This window comes from Hylemonella sp. W303a, from assembly GCF_046452315.1.
Taxonomy (GTDB): domain Bacteria; phylum Pseudomonadota; class Gammaproteobacteria; order Burkholderiales; family Burkholderiaceae_C; genus Hylemonella.
In genome coordinates this window covers 728,446-743,224 of the sequence record NZ_JBKFDG010000001.1, presented here as the reverse complement: position 1 = coordinate 743,224, position 14,779 = coordinate 728,446, and the positions used below count along the sequence as shown (strand labels likewise).

At 53.1% G+C, this 14,779-nt stretch carries 17 protein-coding genes, 2 pseudogenes and 1 other annotated feature; of the genes and pseudogenes, 14 read left to right on the top strand and 5 right to left on the bottom strand.

Annotated features, from left to right (window positions below; genetic code table 11):
• Positions 1-204: 204 nt before the first annotated feature.
• The 6 genes from ACLBKS_RS03450 to ACLBKS_RS03425 all read left to right on the top strand — a co-directional run bounded on the left by ACLBKS_RS03450 (position 205) and on the right by ACLBKS_RS03425 (position 5,847).
• The gene (locus ACLBKS_RS03450; protein ID WP_410191385.1) at positions 205-429 is read left to right on the top strand and encodes a DUF2188 domain-containing protein; all 225 of its coding nucleotides are present in this window, start codon (positions 205-207) and stop codon (positions 427-429) included.
• A gap of 77 nt (positions 430-506) precedes the next feature.
• Positions 507-1,511 carry a CBASS cGAMP-activated phospholipase gene (locus tag ACLBKS_RS03445; RefSeq protein ID WP_410191384.1) on the top strand — a complete coding sequence of 335 codons (1,005 nt, stop codon included), beginning with the start codon at positions 507-509 and terminating at the stop codon, positions 1,509-1,511.
• A gap of 4 nt (positions 1,512-1,515) precedes the next feature.
• Positions 1,516-2,691 (top strand): CBASS cGAMP synthase, encoded by a 1,176-nt coding sequence (locus ACLBKS_RS03440; protein WP_410191383.1) that lies wholly within the window; start codon positions 1,516-1,518, stop codon positions 2,689-2,691.
• A 14-nt stretch (positions 2,692-2,705) separates the two neighbouring features.
• Positions 2,706-4,373, top strand: a complete 1,668-nt coding sequence (locus ACLBKS_RS03435) for a ThiF family adenylyltransferase (protein WP_410191382.1) — start codon at positions 2,706-2,708, stop codon at positions 4,371-4,373.
• A complete protein-coding gene (locus ACLBKS_RS03430) occupies positions 4,349-4,831 on the top strand; it encodes a Mov34/MPN/PAD-1 family protein (protein WP_410191381.1) in 483 nt (160 codons plus the stop codon). Before ACLBKS_RS03435 ends, ACLBKS_RS03430 begins: the two co-directional genes overlap by 25 nt.
• Positions 4,832-4,914: 83 nt before the next feature.
• Positions 4,915-5,847 (top strand): hypothetical protein, encoded by a 933-nt coding sequence (locus ACLBKS_RS03425; protein WP_410191380.1) that lies wholly within the window; start codon positions 4,915-4,917, stop codon positions 5,845-5,847.
• Here ACLBKS_RS03425 and ACLBKS_RS03420 read toward each other — a convergent pair.
• Complete coding sequence (locus ACLBKS_RS03420; RefSeq protein ID WP_410191379.1) at positions 5,804-6,247, bottom strand: hypothetical protein; 444 nt, start codon at positions 6,245-6,247, stop codon at positions 5,804-5,806. The two genes, ACLBKS_RS03425 and ACLBKS_RS03420, sit on opposite strands and share 44 nt — an antisense overlap.
• Before the next feature lie 441 nt (positions 6,248-6,688).
• On the opposite strand from ACLBKS_RS03420, the gene ACLBKS_RS03415 reads away from it, so the two are divergent.
• A protein-coding gene (locus tag ACLBKS_RS03415) for an IS3 family transposase (protein WP_410191378.1) occupies positions 6,689-7,818 on the top strand; the annotation gives its coding sequence in 2 pieces (ribosomal slippage) (positions 6,689-6,950 and positions 6,950-7,818; 1,131 coding nt in all).
• A 6-nt stretch (positions 7,819-7,824) separates the two neighbouring features.
• Here the strand turns inward: ACLBKS_RS03415 and ACLBKS_RS03410 are convergent.
• From ACLBKS_RS03410 to ACLBKS_RS03400, 3 genes and pseudogenes are all read right to left on the bottom strand, one after another.
• A complete protein-coding gene (locus tag ACLBKS_RS03410; protein WP_410191377.1) occupies positions 7,825-7,983 on the bottom strand; it encodes a hypothetical protein in 159 nt (52 codons plus the stop codon).
• Positions 7,980-8,297 (bottom strand): transposase, encoded by a 318-nt coding sequence (locus ACLBKS_RS03405; protein WP_410191376.1) that lies wholly within the window; start codon positions 8,295-8,297, stop codon positions 7,980-7,982. The genes ACLBKS_RS03410 and ACLBKS_RS03405 overlap by 4 nt, the downstream gene beginning before the upstream one ends.
• Before the next feature lie 52 nt (positions 8,298-8,349).
• Positions 8,350-8,433 (bottom strand): annotated as a pseudogene (locus tag ACLBKS_RS03400) (XRE family transcriptional regulator); the annotation flags it as partial.
• A 712-nt stretch (positions 8,434-9,145) separates the two neighbouring features.
• Here ACLBKS_RS03400 and ACLBKS_RS03395 point away from each other — a divergent pair.
• From ACLBKS_RS03395 to ACLBKS_RS03385, 3 genes and pseudogenes are all read left to right on the top strand, one after another.
• The gene (locus tag ACLBKS_RS03395) at positions 9,146-9,610 is read left to right on the top strand and encodes a hypothetical protein (protein WP_410191375.1); all 465 of its coding nucleotides are present in this window, start codon (positions 9,146-9,148) and stop codon (positions 9,608-9,610) included.
• A 76-nt stretch (positions 9,611-9,686) separates the two neighbouring features.
• A complete protein-coding gene (locus ACLBKS_RS03390) occupies positions 9,687-10,430 on the top strand; it encodes a hypothetical protein (RefSeq protein WP_410191374.1) in 744 nt (247 codons plus the stop codon).
• A gap of 189 nt (positions 10,431-10,619) precedes the next feature.
• Positions 10,620-10,883: pseudogene (locus tag ACLBKS_RS03385) on the top strand (IS21 family transposase); the annotation flags it as partial.
• Between the two features lie 436 nt (positions 10,884-11,319).
• Here the strand turns inward: ACLBKS_RS03385 and ACLBKS_RS03380 are convergent.
• Positions 11,320-12,551, bottom strand: a protein-coding gene (locus ACLBKS_RS03380) for an IS3 family transposase (RefSeq protein ID WP_410191373.1) whose coding sequence is annotated in 2 segments (ribosomal slippage) — positions 11,320-12,260 and positions 12,260-12,551 — 1,233 coding nt in all. Because the reading frame shifts where the segments join, the coding sequence is not laid out codon by codon here.
• Positions 12,154-12,270, bottom strand: a sequence feature (AL1L pseudoknot). It overlaps the preceding gene by 117 nt.
• 138 nt (positions 12,552-12,689) lie before the next feature.
• Here ACLBKS_RS03380 and ACLBKS_RS03375 point away from each other — a divergent pair.
• Genes ACLBKS_RS03375 through ACLBKS_RS03360 form a run of 4 tightly spaced genes read left to right on the top strand, consistent with a single transcriptional unit; the run spans position 12,690 to position 14,759 of the window.
• Positions 12,690-13,031 carry a DUF433 domain-containing protein gene (locus ACLBKS_RS03375; RefSeq protein WP_410191372.1) on the top strand — a complete coding sequence of 114 codons (342 nt, stop codon included), beginning with the start codon at positions 12,690-12,692 and terminating at the stop codon, positions 13,029-13,031.
• Positions 13,028-13,243, top strand: coding sequence for an antitoxin Xre/MbcA/ParS toxin-binding domain-containing protein (locus tag ACLBKS_RS03370; protein ID WP_410191371.1), 216 nt, complete (start codon positions 13,028-13,030; stop codon positions 13,241-13,243). The genes ACLBKS_RS03375 and ACLBKS_RS03370 overlap by 4 nt, the downstream gene beginning before the upstream one ends.
• Positions 13,243-14,088 (top strand): SIR2 family NAD-dependent protein deacylase, encoded by an 846-nt coding sequence (locus ACLBKS_RS03365; protein ID WP_410191370.1) that lies wholly within the window; start codon positions 13,243-13,245, stop codon positions 14,086-14,088. The genes ACLBKS_RS03370 and ACLBKS_RS03365 overlap by 1 nt, the downstream gene beginning before the upstream one ends.
• A gap of 44 nt (positions 14,089-14,132) precedes the next feature.
• Positions 14,133-14,759 (top strand): HAD family hydrolase, encoded by a 627-nt coding sequence (locus ACLBKS_RS03360; protein WP_410191369.1) that lies wholly within the window; start codon positions 14,133-14,135, stop codon positions 14,757-14,759.
• Positions 14,760-14,779: the final 20 nt, after the last annotated feature.

Below are 14,779 nucleotides of genomic sequence, written 5' to 3'. Positions count from 1 at the left end.
ATCTTACTACGAACTGAAAGACATGAATCTTTGCTTGGAAATGCGAGGAATCATGCTGCACCGTACCTAGCACACCCATCGAGTTCATCACTCACGTGCTGCGCGGCCACCAAAAACTGGCCGTGATTACATCTCTCGGCAACGCTGGGAGTGGTATTCGCTCTTCAAACGAAGAGGTTTTCAGTTCTATATATAGGATCCACCATGAGTAAACCAACTCAACATGTCGTTCCCCATTCAGATGGATGGGCTGTTCGCAAAAGCGGCTCTGACCGCGCCACTGAGGTCTTCGACACTCAGCAGCAGGCGATTGATCGCGCACGCGATATCAGCAAAAACCAAGAAACTGAGATGTTCATCCATGGCCGTGATGGCCGTATCCGTGAACGCGACAGTTTCGGCGGCGACCCGTTCCCTCCCAAGGGCTAATCAGCGGTAAAGAAGCCTCGGCGTCGCGCGATCAGGGACGCCGGGGTTTTCTGTACCGAAAACCTTGGAGGCGAATCGTGACGGACACCAATCAATCGCGATTTCAGATACTGGCGCTGTCCGGCGGTGGGTTTCGCGGACTCTACACAGCCAAAATTTTGGCTGACCTAGAGCAAGAAATCGGAGAACCCATTGCCCAGCGGTTCGATCTGATCGCAGGCACATCAATCGGCGGAATCCTGGCATTAGCTGTTGCCATGGAAATCCCTGCCGAAAAGATGGTCAAACTCTTTGAAAACAACGGCGAGAAGATTTTCAAGCGTCGATTCTCCCTACGCGGCATCGTGCGCGCCCCGTACTCTCAAGAGCCTCTAAAACAACTTTTGAGTGCGCCAGAATTCTTTGGCGAGCACTTCTTGGGCTCATGCAAACATCCAGTTATCGTGCCTGCGATCAACTATTCGACAGGACAACCACAGCTGTTCAAGACGCCACACCACGCGTCATTCAAACGCGACCATAAGTTTCGACTAGTAGACGTTGCCTTAGCGACAAGCGCTGCTCCTGGGTACTTTCCAAGGCACACGTTCAACAACAACCAGTATGTGGATGGGGGTCTTTACGCCAACGCTCCAGGACTCTTAGCTTTGCACGAAGCCCAAAAGTTTCTCGGCCGACCTCTAGAGGTCATTCACATGCTCTCGATAGGCACCATGTCGTCGAAGTTCACGGCAGATCCTCGCCGCAATCGTGGTGGAGGAACATACGACTGGGGTGGGATCAATCCAGCCAGCATGCCTAAGCGCCTTTTCGGATTATCAATCTCGGTCCAGGAATCGCTCAGCGACTTCATGCTTTTGCATCGCCTAGAAACTCGCTATGTGCAGCTTGACGATGTCCTCACCGATGAGCGCGCCAAGGCTGTTGCACTGGACAAGGCCGATGCGCCCGCACGTGAAGTACTTCTCGGCGCAGCATCCGAAAAATCAAAGGTATGCCTCGGTCGCGAGGACTGTCAAAAATTCTTGCACCATCAACCTGCTCATCCCAGGTTTCACTATGGCCCCAATGCCAAAGGATAACCCAATGCTGAAATTTCCTAAGCTTTTCTTCCAAAGTGGTGAAGATACTCACTCATTCGAAAACCGCATTCGTCCCAGCGCCGAGAAACGCCGCCATCTACGAGCGTGTGTAGCCAAGATCAAGGATCATCTGAAGCCTCGTATCAGCCAAGCGACAAAAACAGTTCTCGGCATGGATCGAGCCGTGGTGCCGCGTTTTCGTACGCAAGGCTCATGGGCCTACGATACTTGCGTCGAGCCAGCTGCTACACCGCCACAAGAGATGGACTGGGACTATGGAATCTATTTACCGGTCACCGTCTGGGAAGAGAATGGTCCACCTCATGCAATGGCTAAAGCCTACTTCTATCTTGTCGAAAGCCTGTTGCAAGACCTTTGTGGCCAAGAAGGCTGGGAAATTCGGCCGGGCAAGGAAACTTGCATTCGTGTTCAAGTCGCACAGTGGGCACACATTGATATTCCGCTGTACGCAGCACCAGAGAAAGAGTTCGAGAAAATCACGGAGTCAGTGGCCTTGGCCAAAGCACACGTGTACGACTCTCATACCTACAGCGCAGAGAGCATTTCCTTCAGAGAAGCTATTGACGCACAGCAGCAATGGGTGGATCTGGATTGCATAGTCATGGCAACACGGACAGGAGAGTGGAAATCATCTGATCCACAAACCGTTGCCAATTGGTTTCGTGATCGCGTTGAGGAACACGGGGTTCAACTGCGCCGAATTTGTCGTTATTTGAAAGCGTGGCGCGATCATCATTGGCAACATGGGGGGCCCACCTCTGTGTCAATCATGATTGCCACAGCTCAAGCCTTTCAACCACGGCTGGGCCGGGATGACCGAGTTCTTGAAGACATTGCTCGACGTCTGAGTCAAATATTCCTTCATGACATCCGTGAACCTGGCATTGATAACGGAACTGAAGATTTCAATCGACTCCAGAACTTAGAGCGCGAAAAAGTTGCCCAGCAGTTCGGGCAATTGGCTTCGCAAATTTCTCAAGCTCGTCAAGCTGGTGCACATGAAAAAGAAGAAGTCATTCTTAAATTGCGACAACAGTTCGGTGGACGCCTGCCAATGGACAGCACCCTCGTGGAGTTCGACAACGAACCAGATACCATCCGTAGTACCCCCGCAACGCGCGTAGCTCCGCCAGTAATCTCATCCACAAAAGCGGGCTAAGGAGATTAAATCCTATGGCCGCTCTGGGGGAATCGCTACGACTTCTGAGCAGCCGCGGATTTCGGCCCGCGGCTGCTCGACTGCCTTGCCGGGCTTTTGTAGGCTCACTACCCTGCATTAAAGGAGAAGTTCCCGTCAAGCTAACTATAGAAGACTGGGACTTCTTGGAATACCCTCGTATTTCTCTAACAGGTCGACCATCTTTTCTTCCCGAACTCTTGCCTCATGTTGATGTCCTGGGATGCTTGTGCTACTTCGCACCAGGTGCGGTAACTCTAGATCGTTATGACCCTGCCACCGCATTGGCCCAATGTCTGGATCAAGCCACTACCATTCTGAATAACATTGCCTCTGATCCAAACTACCGCATTAATGACATTCAAAGTGAGTTTCCTGCTCATTGGGAATACGGCCAGCTATCTTCACCATGGACAGTTTTCCTTGGCGACGTTAATTCAGAGACAACCTCCGCTGGGTACTTCATTCTGCAGCGAGGCGAACAAAAGAATGCGCTGATCACCAGTGACCCTGATGAAGCGGTACGGTTATCCGAAGCCCTAGGGGCGCGTCTAAAGACATCACGGTACCAGTGCTGGCTTTTGCAAAGCGATGTCCTTCCCCACGTACCGACCGAGATGCCTCGGACCGTAAAGGAATTGTTTACCTGGCTAAATGACTGGGATCGCTATCTTTCCTCTAGCGTACAAAAAATACTTGGCGAGAAAAGCTACCTGAAACAATCCTATATTGCTTTCGCAGTAAGAACCCCAGTGGGATGGATTGGCTTTGGTTTTGATTTGGACCAAGTCAAGCGAATTGGATATGCAAAGAATCCTAAGCACTATAGGAACTATTTGCACAACGCTGGTGGCGACCAACTTCTATTCCGTATAGCAATTCGCGAAGTAAGCGGGAGTTTCGTACACAGCAGAAATCTTAGCTACAGAGATCTCTATAACAAGCGAGTTACCGTGGTTGGCTGCGGTGCAATTGGCTCATTTGTTGCGGCTGCTCTGGTAAGACTAGGAGCAGGTACAGGCAAGCTCGGACGACTAAAACTCATTGATCCTGAAAACCTAGGGCCAGAGAATTTGGGGCGCCACGTGCTTGGTTATCCTGCATTAATGCAATCGAAATCAGAAGCCCTAAAAAACGAACTACTTCGACAGTTTCCCCACAGCTTCATTGAAGCGCATACCCATAGCGTGATTGATCACGCACACGTATTTGCAGCAGAGTTGATCATAGATGCAACGGGCGAAGAAACCGTGAGCGAATACCTCAACGGAATACGACTTCAGAGAAAGGCAAAAACACCTATCCTGCATGTATGGATTCGTGGCAATGGAGAAGCGGTGCAGGCCCTTTGGGCAGATGCAGAAGGAGGCGCCTGCTACCGGTGCCTACTCGTTCCAGATGCCAAAACTCATCGCAAAGAACGGTTTCCTTTACTGAAAACAGAACCTCTCCGACGCACCGACGGATGTCGTGCTTACACACCTTACGCAGTCTCCGCTCCAATGCATGCAGCAGCTCTGGCCACCGACATGGTTTGTGCTTGGCTACAAGGGAATCCATCGCCACGATTCCGCACGCGGAGTCAAGAGAATGCAGATGTCCTCAGAGTAAAAAATCAGAATCCACCTCGAATGATGGGATGCGCAGCATGCGGTCAGCATTAGTCTGGAAACATCAGAGGGGAAAAGGGGTTGTTCTTATTGAAGCTGAAGCTCTCGTATTAATGGATAATTTTCGGCAGAATACTGCTGAGAAACCAGAATCTGGCGGAATCCTTCTGGGATACAGACGTGGCCCTCATTTACATGTGACGGCGGCTACAGCGCCACAAGCCGCTGATCGTAGTTCGCGCTACCTTTTTCAACGTTCTTCGTCTCACCACCAAGAGATTGCAATCCAACAATGGAACGCTTCTGGAGGAACGATGGATTACTTGGGGGAATGGCACACGCATCCACAGCAGAAACCATCCCCATCTACGATCGACCTCAACGAATGGATCAAGCTCTCTGGGAAGAAAAATTTCCCCTTGGTATTCGTCATCATGGGATGGACAGGTGATATTTGGGTCGGATTTTCTGATGATCGAAAAATTCATCCCTGCAATCTGATCTACTCTTAATAAATTTTCCTGAGAATTACATGCGGATAGATTTAGCTTATTGCACTCAGCTTGATCGAGTTGTTGATATTCAAGATGCGTGCATGGAGTTTTCCCTGCAGAATGATTTGAAGAACTTTAATTTCTTTTGTTCTGATCCTCGATGCAGAGAGAGCAAGAAAGGAGGGGTTCGGGTGACGGCCGTCAATCACTCAAAACTACCTGAAGAGCATGCCATTCATCGATCAGCTCATTTTCGAAAGCTAGATGATCATGCACCGAACTGCGAATGGGTTGAGCTTGAATATGCGCAGCAACAAGAAGAGCTTGCCGAATCAGAGAAAAATGAAGGTGCCGCAGATGAAGTGCGAAAACGCCGTTCGCATCGGAAAATCACGCGCCAAATTACCCGCTTTGTGATCCCTGATCATGAAGATAAAGAATACAGCTCACGTGAAGCTGCAGAGCAACTGGAGAAAATCCGTGCGATCACGGATACAGAAGTTCGGCGAAAAATGCTCCTTCAATATGCAAGTGGCGAAGGAGCAACTGCAACCAGTCTAGAGGCACTGGTAAGTTGCTATGAAGAATTAAAAGAGGTCGGGGAACTTGATTCGGAATTCACCGTCCGTGGCCACGGAAGATTCAAATTCCAGGAAGTTTTCCGCCATTTCTTGCGTGATGGCTCTGATAATTTCTTCATCTACCATGGTGGAGCACATTTTTATAAATCTTATGGAAAGGGGTTTTCTTTAAATTTCATTGACAAAATGCAGACCATCATCGATGGCCAACCTAGAAGAATGCCGGTCAGTTTCTATGTGTCGTCCGAAATGCTAAAAAAATATCGACCAGGCATGCGATTCAACCGAATGATTGATGAAATTGCCAAGAATTCGGAAAAGAAACCGTACTTGCGGGTTTATTGGATCGGAGGTCTAGAAAAAGGAGAAAAAAGCTACCAAGCGACCTTCTCTGGGCTATCTCATGTTGTCATGCGACTTGTGTATCCACGGCAGCAATCCACATCGATGTAGCCACTGAAGGTACTTTTTTAGTCATTGTGAGAAATGATTGAATTAGTCCAAATGCATCTACTATCCCAGGCAATGCGATGTCTAGCTGCTCCCCTGTTGGACTCGAAAGATGCATAGTTTTTCCAGTCAGACAAATCGTGACTGCGACATAGGAGTCACTTTCTTGGCCAAAGATGTCCATGGCCAGAAACGAGCCACTGCCGTATTTATAGGCATATACACGTGTTCTCGGATTCAATCCAACTTTGTCGGTGACAAACGATAAAAATTTCTTCATCCATGCGACACATCTCAAATCGCGGTTGAAACTTCCATCCTCAATATCTTCTCGTCGAATCTCGATCCAATCAGGCGTGGCTTGGGCTTCTTGGGGAGATAGTGGCTTCTTTTCCTGTTTCATAAAGATGTCTCACTTGCGATACATAAATCTTTGAGTAACTTGCTTGGCGGAACAGTTATGCTTCCCATCGCGGAATATTTATGGTTCCAGCGACAAAGCATGTCCCTGGAACCATAAATGTTCCGCTTCGGAACGGTTATGCTTCTTTTTAGCCCGGAACGGTTTTGCTTCCGGCGATTTTGGCCCTTCGCAAGAATCCACTGACCGGCATCGCATGCCCTGCGTCAGACGAAAAATGCCTGTAATTCAATCGCTTAGGCACCGATGCTCTTCCTGAGCGGACTTTGCGCAGCTTCGCGCCAGGGCTTCAAACAGGCTCAGTTTCGGCACGGTTATGGTTCCAAGCGGAACGGAATTGCTTCCGCATGGCAGCCCTGACCTGCAACCTGCAATTCGTACCAAGGCAATAGAGAAGAATCCGCGTAACCGAGAGGAAGCGCGATGCGCAAAAGCAGATTCACAGACGAGCAAGTCATCGGGTTTATCAAGCAGGCCGATGCTGGCATGAGCGTGGCGGAGCTATGCCGCCGAGAGTGGTTCAGTTCGGCGACTTTCTACAAGTGGCGGGCCAAGTTTGGTGGCATGGAGGCCAGCGACGCCAAGCGGCTGCGAGAGCTGGAAGCTGAGAACAACCGGCTCAAGAAGTTACTGGCCGAGGCCGTGCTGGACAACGAGGCGCTGAAAGTGGCCTTCGGCGTAAAGCGCTGAGCCCACCGGCGAAGCGACGCGCGGTGGGCACGATGTTGGAAGCGACCTCGATCAGTGAACGGCGCGCCTGCGCCCTGGTGGGCCTGTCGCGCGACAGCTGGCGGCATCCGCCCCAGCGTGCGCAGCATGACCAGGCCACGAGCCAGCACATCGTCGAGCTGGCGCACGAGCGGCGGCGCTTCGGCTACCGGCGTATAGGCGACCTGCTGCGCGCCGCAGGCACCAAGATCAACGACAAGCGCGTGTACCGGCTCTACAAGCTGGCCGACCTGTCGGTGCGCAAGCGCCGCGGCAAGCAGCGTGTAAAGCTCGAACGCGTACCGTTGCATGAGCCCCGATCCCTCAACGAAGTCTGGAGCATGGACTTCGTCTCCGATAGCCTGTCCAGCGGGCGACGCATCAAGTGCCTGACCGTCACCGATGACTTCAGCCACGAGTGCGTGGATATCGTGGTCGACCACGGCATCGGCGGCGAGTACGTCGTGCGCATGCTGGACCAGGTAGCCAGGTTCAGGGGCTATCCGCAGGCGGTGAGAACCGACCAGGGGCCAGAGTTCACCAGTCGGGCCTTCATGGCCTGGGCGCAAGCCAAGGGTGTACGCCACATCCTCAACCAGCCGGGCAAGCCCACGCAGAACGCCTACATCGAAAGTTTCAACGGTAAGTTCCGCGCCGAGTGTCTGAACGAGCATTGGTTCCAAAGCCAGAAACAGGCTCGCGACGAGATTGCACGCTGGCGGACCGACTACAACGAAGTGCGGCCGCACAGCAGCTGCGGGCGAATGCCGCCGACGAGGTTCGCGGCGCAGCATCGTCAAACCAACAGCGGCGCCGTCCCGGCGCCGCTGCAGACCCAGGAGTAATATCCTTCAACCCAGCGGATTCCTCAAATCGATTGGTACGGGTTCTGGGGGCAGGTCACTGCGGTAGTACACCGTGCGTCGGGGCAGCTCGAACCACTGGCACAGCTTGACCAGACTGATCTTGAAGCCCTCTTCGGCCAATCCCTGCTGAAGGCTGAGGATCATTTCTCGTCCTCGTTGCCCAGCAGGGAAGCCAGCTTTTTTCTTGCACGCAGCTCCAACATGGCTTCGCCATAGGCCTGCTGCAATTCATGCAGCTGTTTCTCGTACTGCTCTTTGACTTCCAGGGGCTTGGTGCGCAAGGCGTTCTCCATGCCGCGCTTGCCCTCATCAACCCACTGCTCCACCTCGGAAGGGGGCAGATCGAAGGCCCGACTGGCCTCCGAGATCGTGGTTTTGCCTTGGATGATGTCCAGGACCAGGGCCGTTTTACGCTTGGCCGTCCAGCGTTTGATGTCGTCTTCCATCAGGGTGCTCATCGTCGTTTCCTTCAACGTTAACACCTGTGCAGGAATTCACTGGGTCAATACATGTGCGCCTGGAGATCTCGCGGATGGATATCTGTTCTCGCAGTGCCCAACGCCTGATGACATTCAATGTCGCCACGTCTATCACTCCAAATTTCCCCCCGCGTTTAAAGCTCGGAGGGTAGGGCCTACGTGGGTCAACTTTGGATGGAAATTACTGTTCCAAGTGGGTCAGATTTCGGCGGAATTCAACAGCCTTGGCTGTGAACTCGGTGCCGTTGTCTGCTGTGATTGCCTTAGGCCATCCGCGTTGCCCGGCGACCCGATCCTATGCTTGCCCAACACTGCGGCCCGAGAACGTGCAGTTGGCCTCCAGGCAAACACTCCGGCGAAATTCAAAACAGTGGGCATCCCTGCACCCCTTTTGGGGGATAGGATTACCCCCTCCCAGTACTCAGAATAACAAAACCATACAGGAGGAAGCCATGAGAGGAATTGCATTTGCATGTACGTTTTCTACATGCTTACTTGTGGCGGGTTGCGCGACAGTGTCAAAGGAAACAATTAGTTCGACAGTGCCGTCTAACGTCGTTAACTTTTATAGCGTTACCGAAATATATTTCGATGACGGAATGGTCTGGGTACGTGGCGATCCCGTTGATGAACGAGTTCTTGGGGATGTCTACTCGACGGTGTACATAGATTCACCCCCGACAAGTACTTCACTGTTTAGATTCCAGAGAGAAGGTAGATTGTTTCCGAATGGAATACCTGCCGCGAATATCATCAAACCGACCGATACAAGCGTCATCATTAAACCAACTCGATCTAAGCTTGACAAGCTCTCTTCGAATTCCGTAGTGAACTTCTCCATTGCCGTGGCTCTTGGCGGCAACGGCAGTTCAGCCGTTACGATTCAGAGAAAATATCAACTAGATGGCATCTATTTTCTAAAGCCGCAAGGATTGCAGCCCAATTCAGGCTACTGTTCCGCCGCTGAAAAATATATGTACGTTCGTGCAATTCATGTCGGATCGCTTGGTTATACGGTGACGACGGAAACAAAATTCAAAGCTTCAGCGTTAGGAATTCCTGGGAATGACATTAGTGCATCCGTGGCAACAGATAATCAGGATACCAAGGCAGGGGGCTTGGTGATTGAATTGGCTAGCTTGAAAGATATTTGCGATACAAGCAAATCATCCAAAATAGATACCAGAACTAACAATGAAATCGCAAATGATCTGATCAAAATACGCAATCAGCGTATTGAGACATTCTTGCACCAAAATTCTCTATCCAAGGAAAATTTGTTACCGCAATAGCGGAAGTGGATATTGACTGCAATATAAAAACCGACTTTCAAATTGGGGACATTGTTGCATTTCAAAAGGAGTCCAAATGCATCGTGCGATCTCAGTTTTGATAGGAATCTTCTTGCATAGCGGAGCATTACTGGCACCGCCAGTGTCATTTGCGCAACAAAGGACTCAATCTGAAAACTGGTGTACTGAAGCAGAAAAAAATTTGACCACCAAGGACGGAAAGCCAATTTCATGCAACGAAGTGGCACGGCGATGCATTCAAATGAATAACTACTGGTGTCAGAAACATGGTTCAAGTCCGTGGCGGGGTACTACGGACAAGAATGGCAGGGATGGAAATCGCGATATTGATGGCCATGCAGTGTTCGAGTCAGTCGATTGGTCAGCGAGGGCAATAGCAATTGATCTTCGCGCAAAGTATCGTCGCGGCCTCGTTTCTGCGGTTCAAATCGGAGCCGCCTATTCACCTTGGTGTGACACACTTGGATCCAAAGCTATCGTCAATGGCAGTGGCAGAAATTGCAAAGATGGCCGCGCAACTCCGCCGCCGAGTTTCAGCGGGCCCTTCTGCAAGCAGCCCAAATCAATGCCACTAAGCAAAGCAAACTGTCTGCCTGGTTGTAACTGCCCGCCGAATATCGCAGAAGTTCTGGTTCGTGGACTTCAAACTGACATCAATGAAGACTTGAAGCTCTTTGACCTCAAAGGCAGCCCTTTACCAAATCTCGCGGTAGTCATTCGTAACTTAGCGATTCAGGAACAAGGTGTTTATATCAAACAAGAGACCATTGCAGCAGGCATTGCCCTGCTTCAGCAGTGACGCATGTTCGTAGCCCGTCGTTCCAACCGATCTGCCTGCGGAGACACCTGGGTAGGCAACGTTGAGCGCCGGGCTCCCCCGCCTGTTGAATTCCGCCGAAATCTGACCCACTCGGAGCAGTAATTTCCATCCAAATTTGACCCACGTAGACCATACCCTCCGAGCTTTAAACGCGGGGGGAAATTTGGAGTGATAAACGTGGCGACATTGAATGTCATCAGGCGTTGGGCACTGCGAGAACAGATGTCCATTCGCGAGATCTCCAGGCGTACAGGCCTGGCTCGCAACACGGTGAAGAAGTACCTGCGGTCGGATGAGACCGAACCCACCTTCACAAGGCGGGTCAGCCCAAGCAAGCTCGATCCGTATGCCGAGAAGCTGGCCACCTGGCTAGGAATCGAGGCAACAAAATCGCGGAAACAGCGGTGCAATCTGAAGCAGATCTACACAAATGGTCAGATATCTCGATGGAAAAAGGTCATCTCGGCGCTGACGGTGGCTCTTTCTAATTCAAGAGGACGTAGCAAACGCGACTTCAGTTCTAGGTGTAGTGCCTGCTCGTAAATAAACCCATATTGCTAGTAAACCGCCGTCCCCCGGGACAAGCCCGGGGGGTGGTCACTGACAAGCCATCTCCCCCATCATCAGCGCTCGGGTAGAGCGCTCATGGTGGAGGAGTGCGGGTTCGCAGCTAGACTGTACATCACTCGCTTGAAAGAAATGTTGTGACTTCGTTTGTATCTTGGCTCGGAGCTGACTCTCGTGACCAAACGTCAATCTACTTTGCCAGCGATAGTCGAATTTCCTGGGGCAGCGATCCTCTTGTTTGGGATACGGGCCGTAAGCTTTTTGAACCGCCCCGGGAATCGTGGAGGCTGGTTGGTTTAAGTCAGGCCACCACCATGGAGGTCTGACTGGCGAGTTGCCGGTAGTAGTTTGCCTCAGCTTCTGCAGGCGGTATGTAACCGATGGGTCCAAGCAGTCGGTGATGGTTGAACCAGGACACGCATTCGAGCGTCGCCAGTTCCACCGATTCTCGGGTGGGCCAGGATCGGCGATGGATCACCTCGGCCTTGTACAGACCGTTGATCGTCTCGGCCAGGGCGTTGTCATAGCTGTCGCCCTTGCTGCCCACCGAGGGCTCAATGCCTGCTTCTGCGAGCCGTTCGCTGTAGCGGATGCTGACGTATTGCGCCCCCCTGTCGGAATGATGGATCAAGGCGCCATCACGCTCGGGTTGCCGGGCATACAGCGCCTGCTCCAGGGCATCCAGAACGAAGTCTGTGTGCATGGAACTGCTAACGCGCCAGCCCACGATGCGCCGGGCGTACACATCGATCACGAAGGCCACGTACAACCAGCCTTGCCAGGTTGAAACGTAGGTGAAGTCCGACCCCAAAAGCTGGTTGGGACGCTCGGCCTTGAATTGCCGGTTGACCCGGTCCAGCGGGCACGGGGCCTTCATGTTGCTGAGAGTGGTGCGCACCACCTTGCCACGGCAAACGCCGTGCAAACCCAGGCGTTTCATCAGGCGTTCGACCGTGCAGCGGGCAATCAACAGCCCTTCGCGGTTCATCTGTTTCCATACCTTGTCGGCGCCATAGACCCGCATGTTGGCCTGCCAGACGCGCTCGATGTGCGGCACCAGGGTGTCATCACGTTGGGCGCGCGCGCAGCGCAGCTGGGGATTGCGTTGACGCGCGGCATGGCGCCAATAGCCTGACGGGGCGATCTGCAATACCTTGCAGATCGACTCGACCCCGTAGGCCTGTCGATGCTGGTCCACGAAGTGGTTCAGGGCTTCAGACGGCGGTCGAGTTCCGCCTGGGCGAAAAACGCGCTGGCCAGCTTCAGGATCTCATTGGCTTTGCGCAGCTCCTTGACCTCACGCTCCAGCGCCTTCATCTGTTCGCGCTCGGACGTGGTGATGCCATCGCGCACGCCGCTATCGATCTCGTCTCGCTTGACCCATTCGTTGAGGGTCTGGGGCACGCAGCCAATCTTGGGGGCGATGGATTCGATGGCCGCCCACAGCGAGGGGTACTCGCCTCGGTGCTCGCGCACCATGCGAACAGCTCGTTCGCGGACCTCGGGTGAAAACTTGTTCGACTTCTTGTTCATGGCTCAATCCTCTCAGAGAAAAGAGCCTCCTCAAAACCCAGGGCGGTTCATTTATGCTTCCCGGCAAATAGCTTCATACTGGGAGGGAGGTATTTCAAGAACCGATTCGACGCCAGGACCAGTTGCGAGCTGAGGCGCATGAATCCTCTCTTCGAATTGCCAAGGCGCAGCGCGTTGAAGTTTCGACTCTCAGTGGGCATTAAAACGATGATAAGCGTAGATCCTGATGTGATGGGCGGCCTACCCTGTTTCGCCGGAACGCGGGTTCCCATCGACAACGTTCTTGGTTCCTTGGAGCAAGGCGTGGACGTGAAGCATCTGTATGCAGCCTATCCATTCCTGACAGCTGAGCACATCTTGGCCGGGCGGCTTTATGCGGCATCGCACCCACGCAATTGGCCATCAAAGCAACTCAGCGACACCTACCCTGGCGCACAGCTCGTGAGCAAGATCACGCTTCAACGCATACATCGATCATGAAAGAACTCTCCGGCGATCGACATGACTGGGATGTAGACCAGCTGTTTGCCTTTGCCGAGGAAGTTTTTGGGACCAAGGAAAAATCCCAGGAGTGGATGTGCAGCGAAGTGGTCGCATTGAGAAGCGGTAGGCCCATCGACATGATGAGTACTCCTGAAGGTCGCAAGTGGGTCAGAGACGTGCTGGAAAAGATCCAGGAAGGATTTCCGTGATGGAGGCGCCACGCAAGCCGTCGCTCGTTGTTTTCACGGGAGCGGGTATCTCTGCCGAAAGTGGCCTCGCCACCTTCCGGGATGCGAACGGCCTTTGGAACAACCACCGACCCGAAGACCTCGCCAGCATCCAGGCTTGGAGACGCGATCCGGCGTTGGTGCTCGAGTTCTACAACCAGCGCTGGGCACAACTCCAGACGGTCCGGCCCAACACCGCTCACTACGCCATTGCGGAGCTGGAGCAGGCCTACGATGTGACAGTCATCACCCAGAACGTGGATGATTTGCATGAGCGTGCCGGATCCACAAAGATCGTTCACCTGCACGGCGAACTGATGAAAGTCTGCGAGCAGCACGACAAGGACACAACCTACCCCTACGCAAAACCTCTGAAGGTCGGAGACCTGGGGCCAACCGGACACCAACTGCGTCCGTTCATCGTGTGGTTCGGAGAAGATGTCCCGCTGATGCCGGTGGCACAAGAGATCGTTTCCAAGGCAGACATCTTTATCGTCGTGGGCACGTCGTTGAACGTGTATCCGGCAGCAAGCCTGGTTCACGACGCCAGGCAAGCCTCGCCCAAGTTCCTCGTGAACAAGGAACATTCGTTGGGCAACCTGGGCTTGGAAGGAGGTGGCTTCGAGGACTGGACGGTACTGATCGGCCCGGCCACAACGGGAATGGCCGATGTGAAACGCTCGCTTCTGACCAGGCTAGGCACGCCAGACTTGCTGGATAGAAGTCAAGCAGTCCAAAAAGTGCGACAGTTCATGCAAGATCGAACGCCTTCATTGCCCATATCAGATGCCGAACTCAAGGGCTTGATCGAGAAGGGGCGAGACTGAGTTGAGCACCAGTTTGAACAGACACTCTCCAAAAACTCCAAGACATGAGCAAGGGCATCATTGCACTTGACGCCGACGGCGTGCTTCTTGACTACGGTCTGGCATATGCCAGTGCCTGGCAGAAAGCCTTTGGCGTGTATCCCCAGGAACGGGATCCTTTGGCCTACTGGCCAATGGATCGGTGGCAGGTGGAACGCCTGGAAGATGATCGGTTCGCCCAGTTCCGCAGCGCCTTCGACACGGACTTCTGGGCATCTATCCCACCTGTGCCGGGAGCCGTCGAAGCGTGTCAGTCGCTCGCAAGCGCAGGATTCGAGTTGGTCTGCGTGACGGAGCTGCCTGACGAGTTCCGCACGGCACGCGAGCGCAACCTGCAGGCCCATGGGTTTCCAATCGACATGGTGCATGCGACGGACAACGTGGCAACGCCCATGAGTCCGAAGGCCGATACCCTGAACACCCTCAGACCGGTAGTGTTTGTCGACGACTATTTGCCTTACTTCGTCGGCGTGGATGCTGGCATCCATCGTGCGCTCATCACGCGCGAGGTGAATGGATCTCCGAATACTGGTGAGCTGCTGGTCCGCATCGACTCGCAGCACAAAGACCTCTTGGCGTTTTCCCGTTCGTGGATCGCGCAAGGACGAGGGTGCTGTGCTACTTGTGGCTAACAGCCGAGCCATGGGGCGCT

Bases quoted from the DNA above. Each gene is read 5' to 3' on its own strand.
- ACLBKS_RS03390 (WP_410191374.1), top strand. From the start codon at position 9,687: ATGCATCGTGCGATCTCAGTTTTGATAGGAATCTTCTTGCATAGCGGA.
- ACLBKS_RS03435 (WP_410191382.1), top strand. From the start codon at position 2,706: ATGGCCGCTCTGGGGGAATCGCTACGACTTCTGAGCAGCCGCGGATTT.
- ACLBKS_RS03430 (WP_410191381.1), top strand. From the start codon at position 4,349: ATGCGCAGCATGCGGTCAGCATTAGTCTGGAAACATCAGAGGGGAAAA.
- ACLBKS_RS03365 (WP_410191370.1), top strand. From the start codon at position 13,243: ATGGAGGCGCCACGCAAGCCGTCGCTCGTTGTTTTCACGGGAGCGGGT.
- ACLBKS_RS03420 (WP_410191379.1), bottom strand. From the start codon at position 6,247: ATGAAACAGGAAAAGAAGCCACTATCTCCCCAAGAAGCCCAAGCCACG.
- ACLBKS_RS03360 (WP_410191369.1), top strand. From the start codon at position 14,133: ATGAGCAAGGGCATCATTGCACTTGACGCCGACGGCGTGCTTCTTGAC.
- ACLBKS_RS03410 (WP_410191377.1), bottom strand. From the start codon at position 7,983: ATGATCCTCAGCCTTCAGCAGGGATTGGCCGAAGAGGGCTTCAAGATC.
- ACLBKS_RS03450 (WP_410191385.1), top strand. From the start codon at position 205: ATGAGTAAACCAACTCAACATGTCGTTCCCCATTCAGATGGATGGGCT.
- ACLBKS_RS03425 (WP_410191380.1), top strand. From the start codon at position 4,915: ATGGAGTTTTCCCTGCAGAATGATTTGAAGAACTTTAATTTCTTTTGT.
- ACLBKS_RS03375 (WP_410191372.1), top strand. From the start codon at position 12,690: ATGAATCCTCTCTTCGAATTGCCAAGGCGCAGCGCGTTGAAGTTTCGA.
- ACLBKS_RS03440 (WP_410191383.1), top strand. From the start codon at position 1,516: ATGCTGAAATTTCCTAAGCTTTTCTTCCAAAGTGGTGAAGATACTCAC.
- ACLBKS_RS03405 (WP_410191376.1), bottom strand. From the start codon at position 8,297: ATGAGCACCCTGATGGAAGACGACATCAAACGCTGGACGGCCAAGCGT.
- ACLBKS_RS03370 (WP_410191371.1), top strand. From the start codon at position 13,028: ATGAAAGAACTCTCCGGCGATCGACATGACTGGGATGTAGACCAGCTG.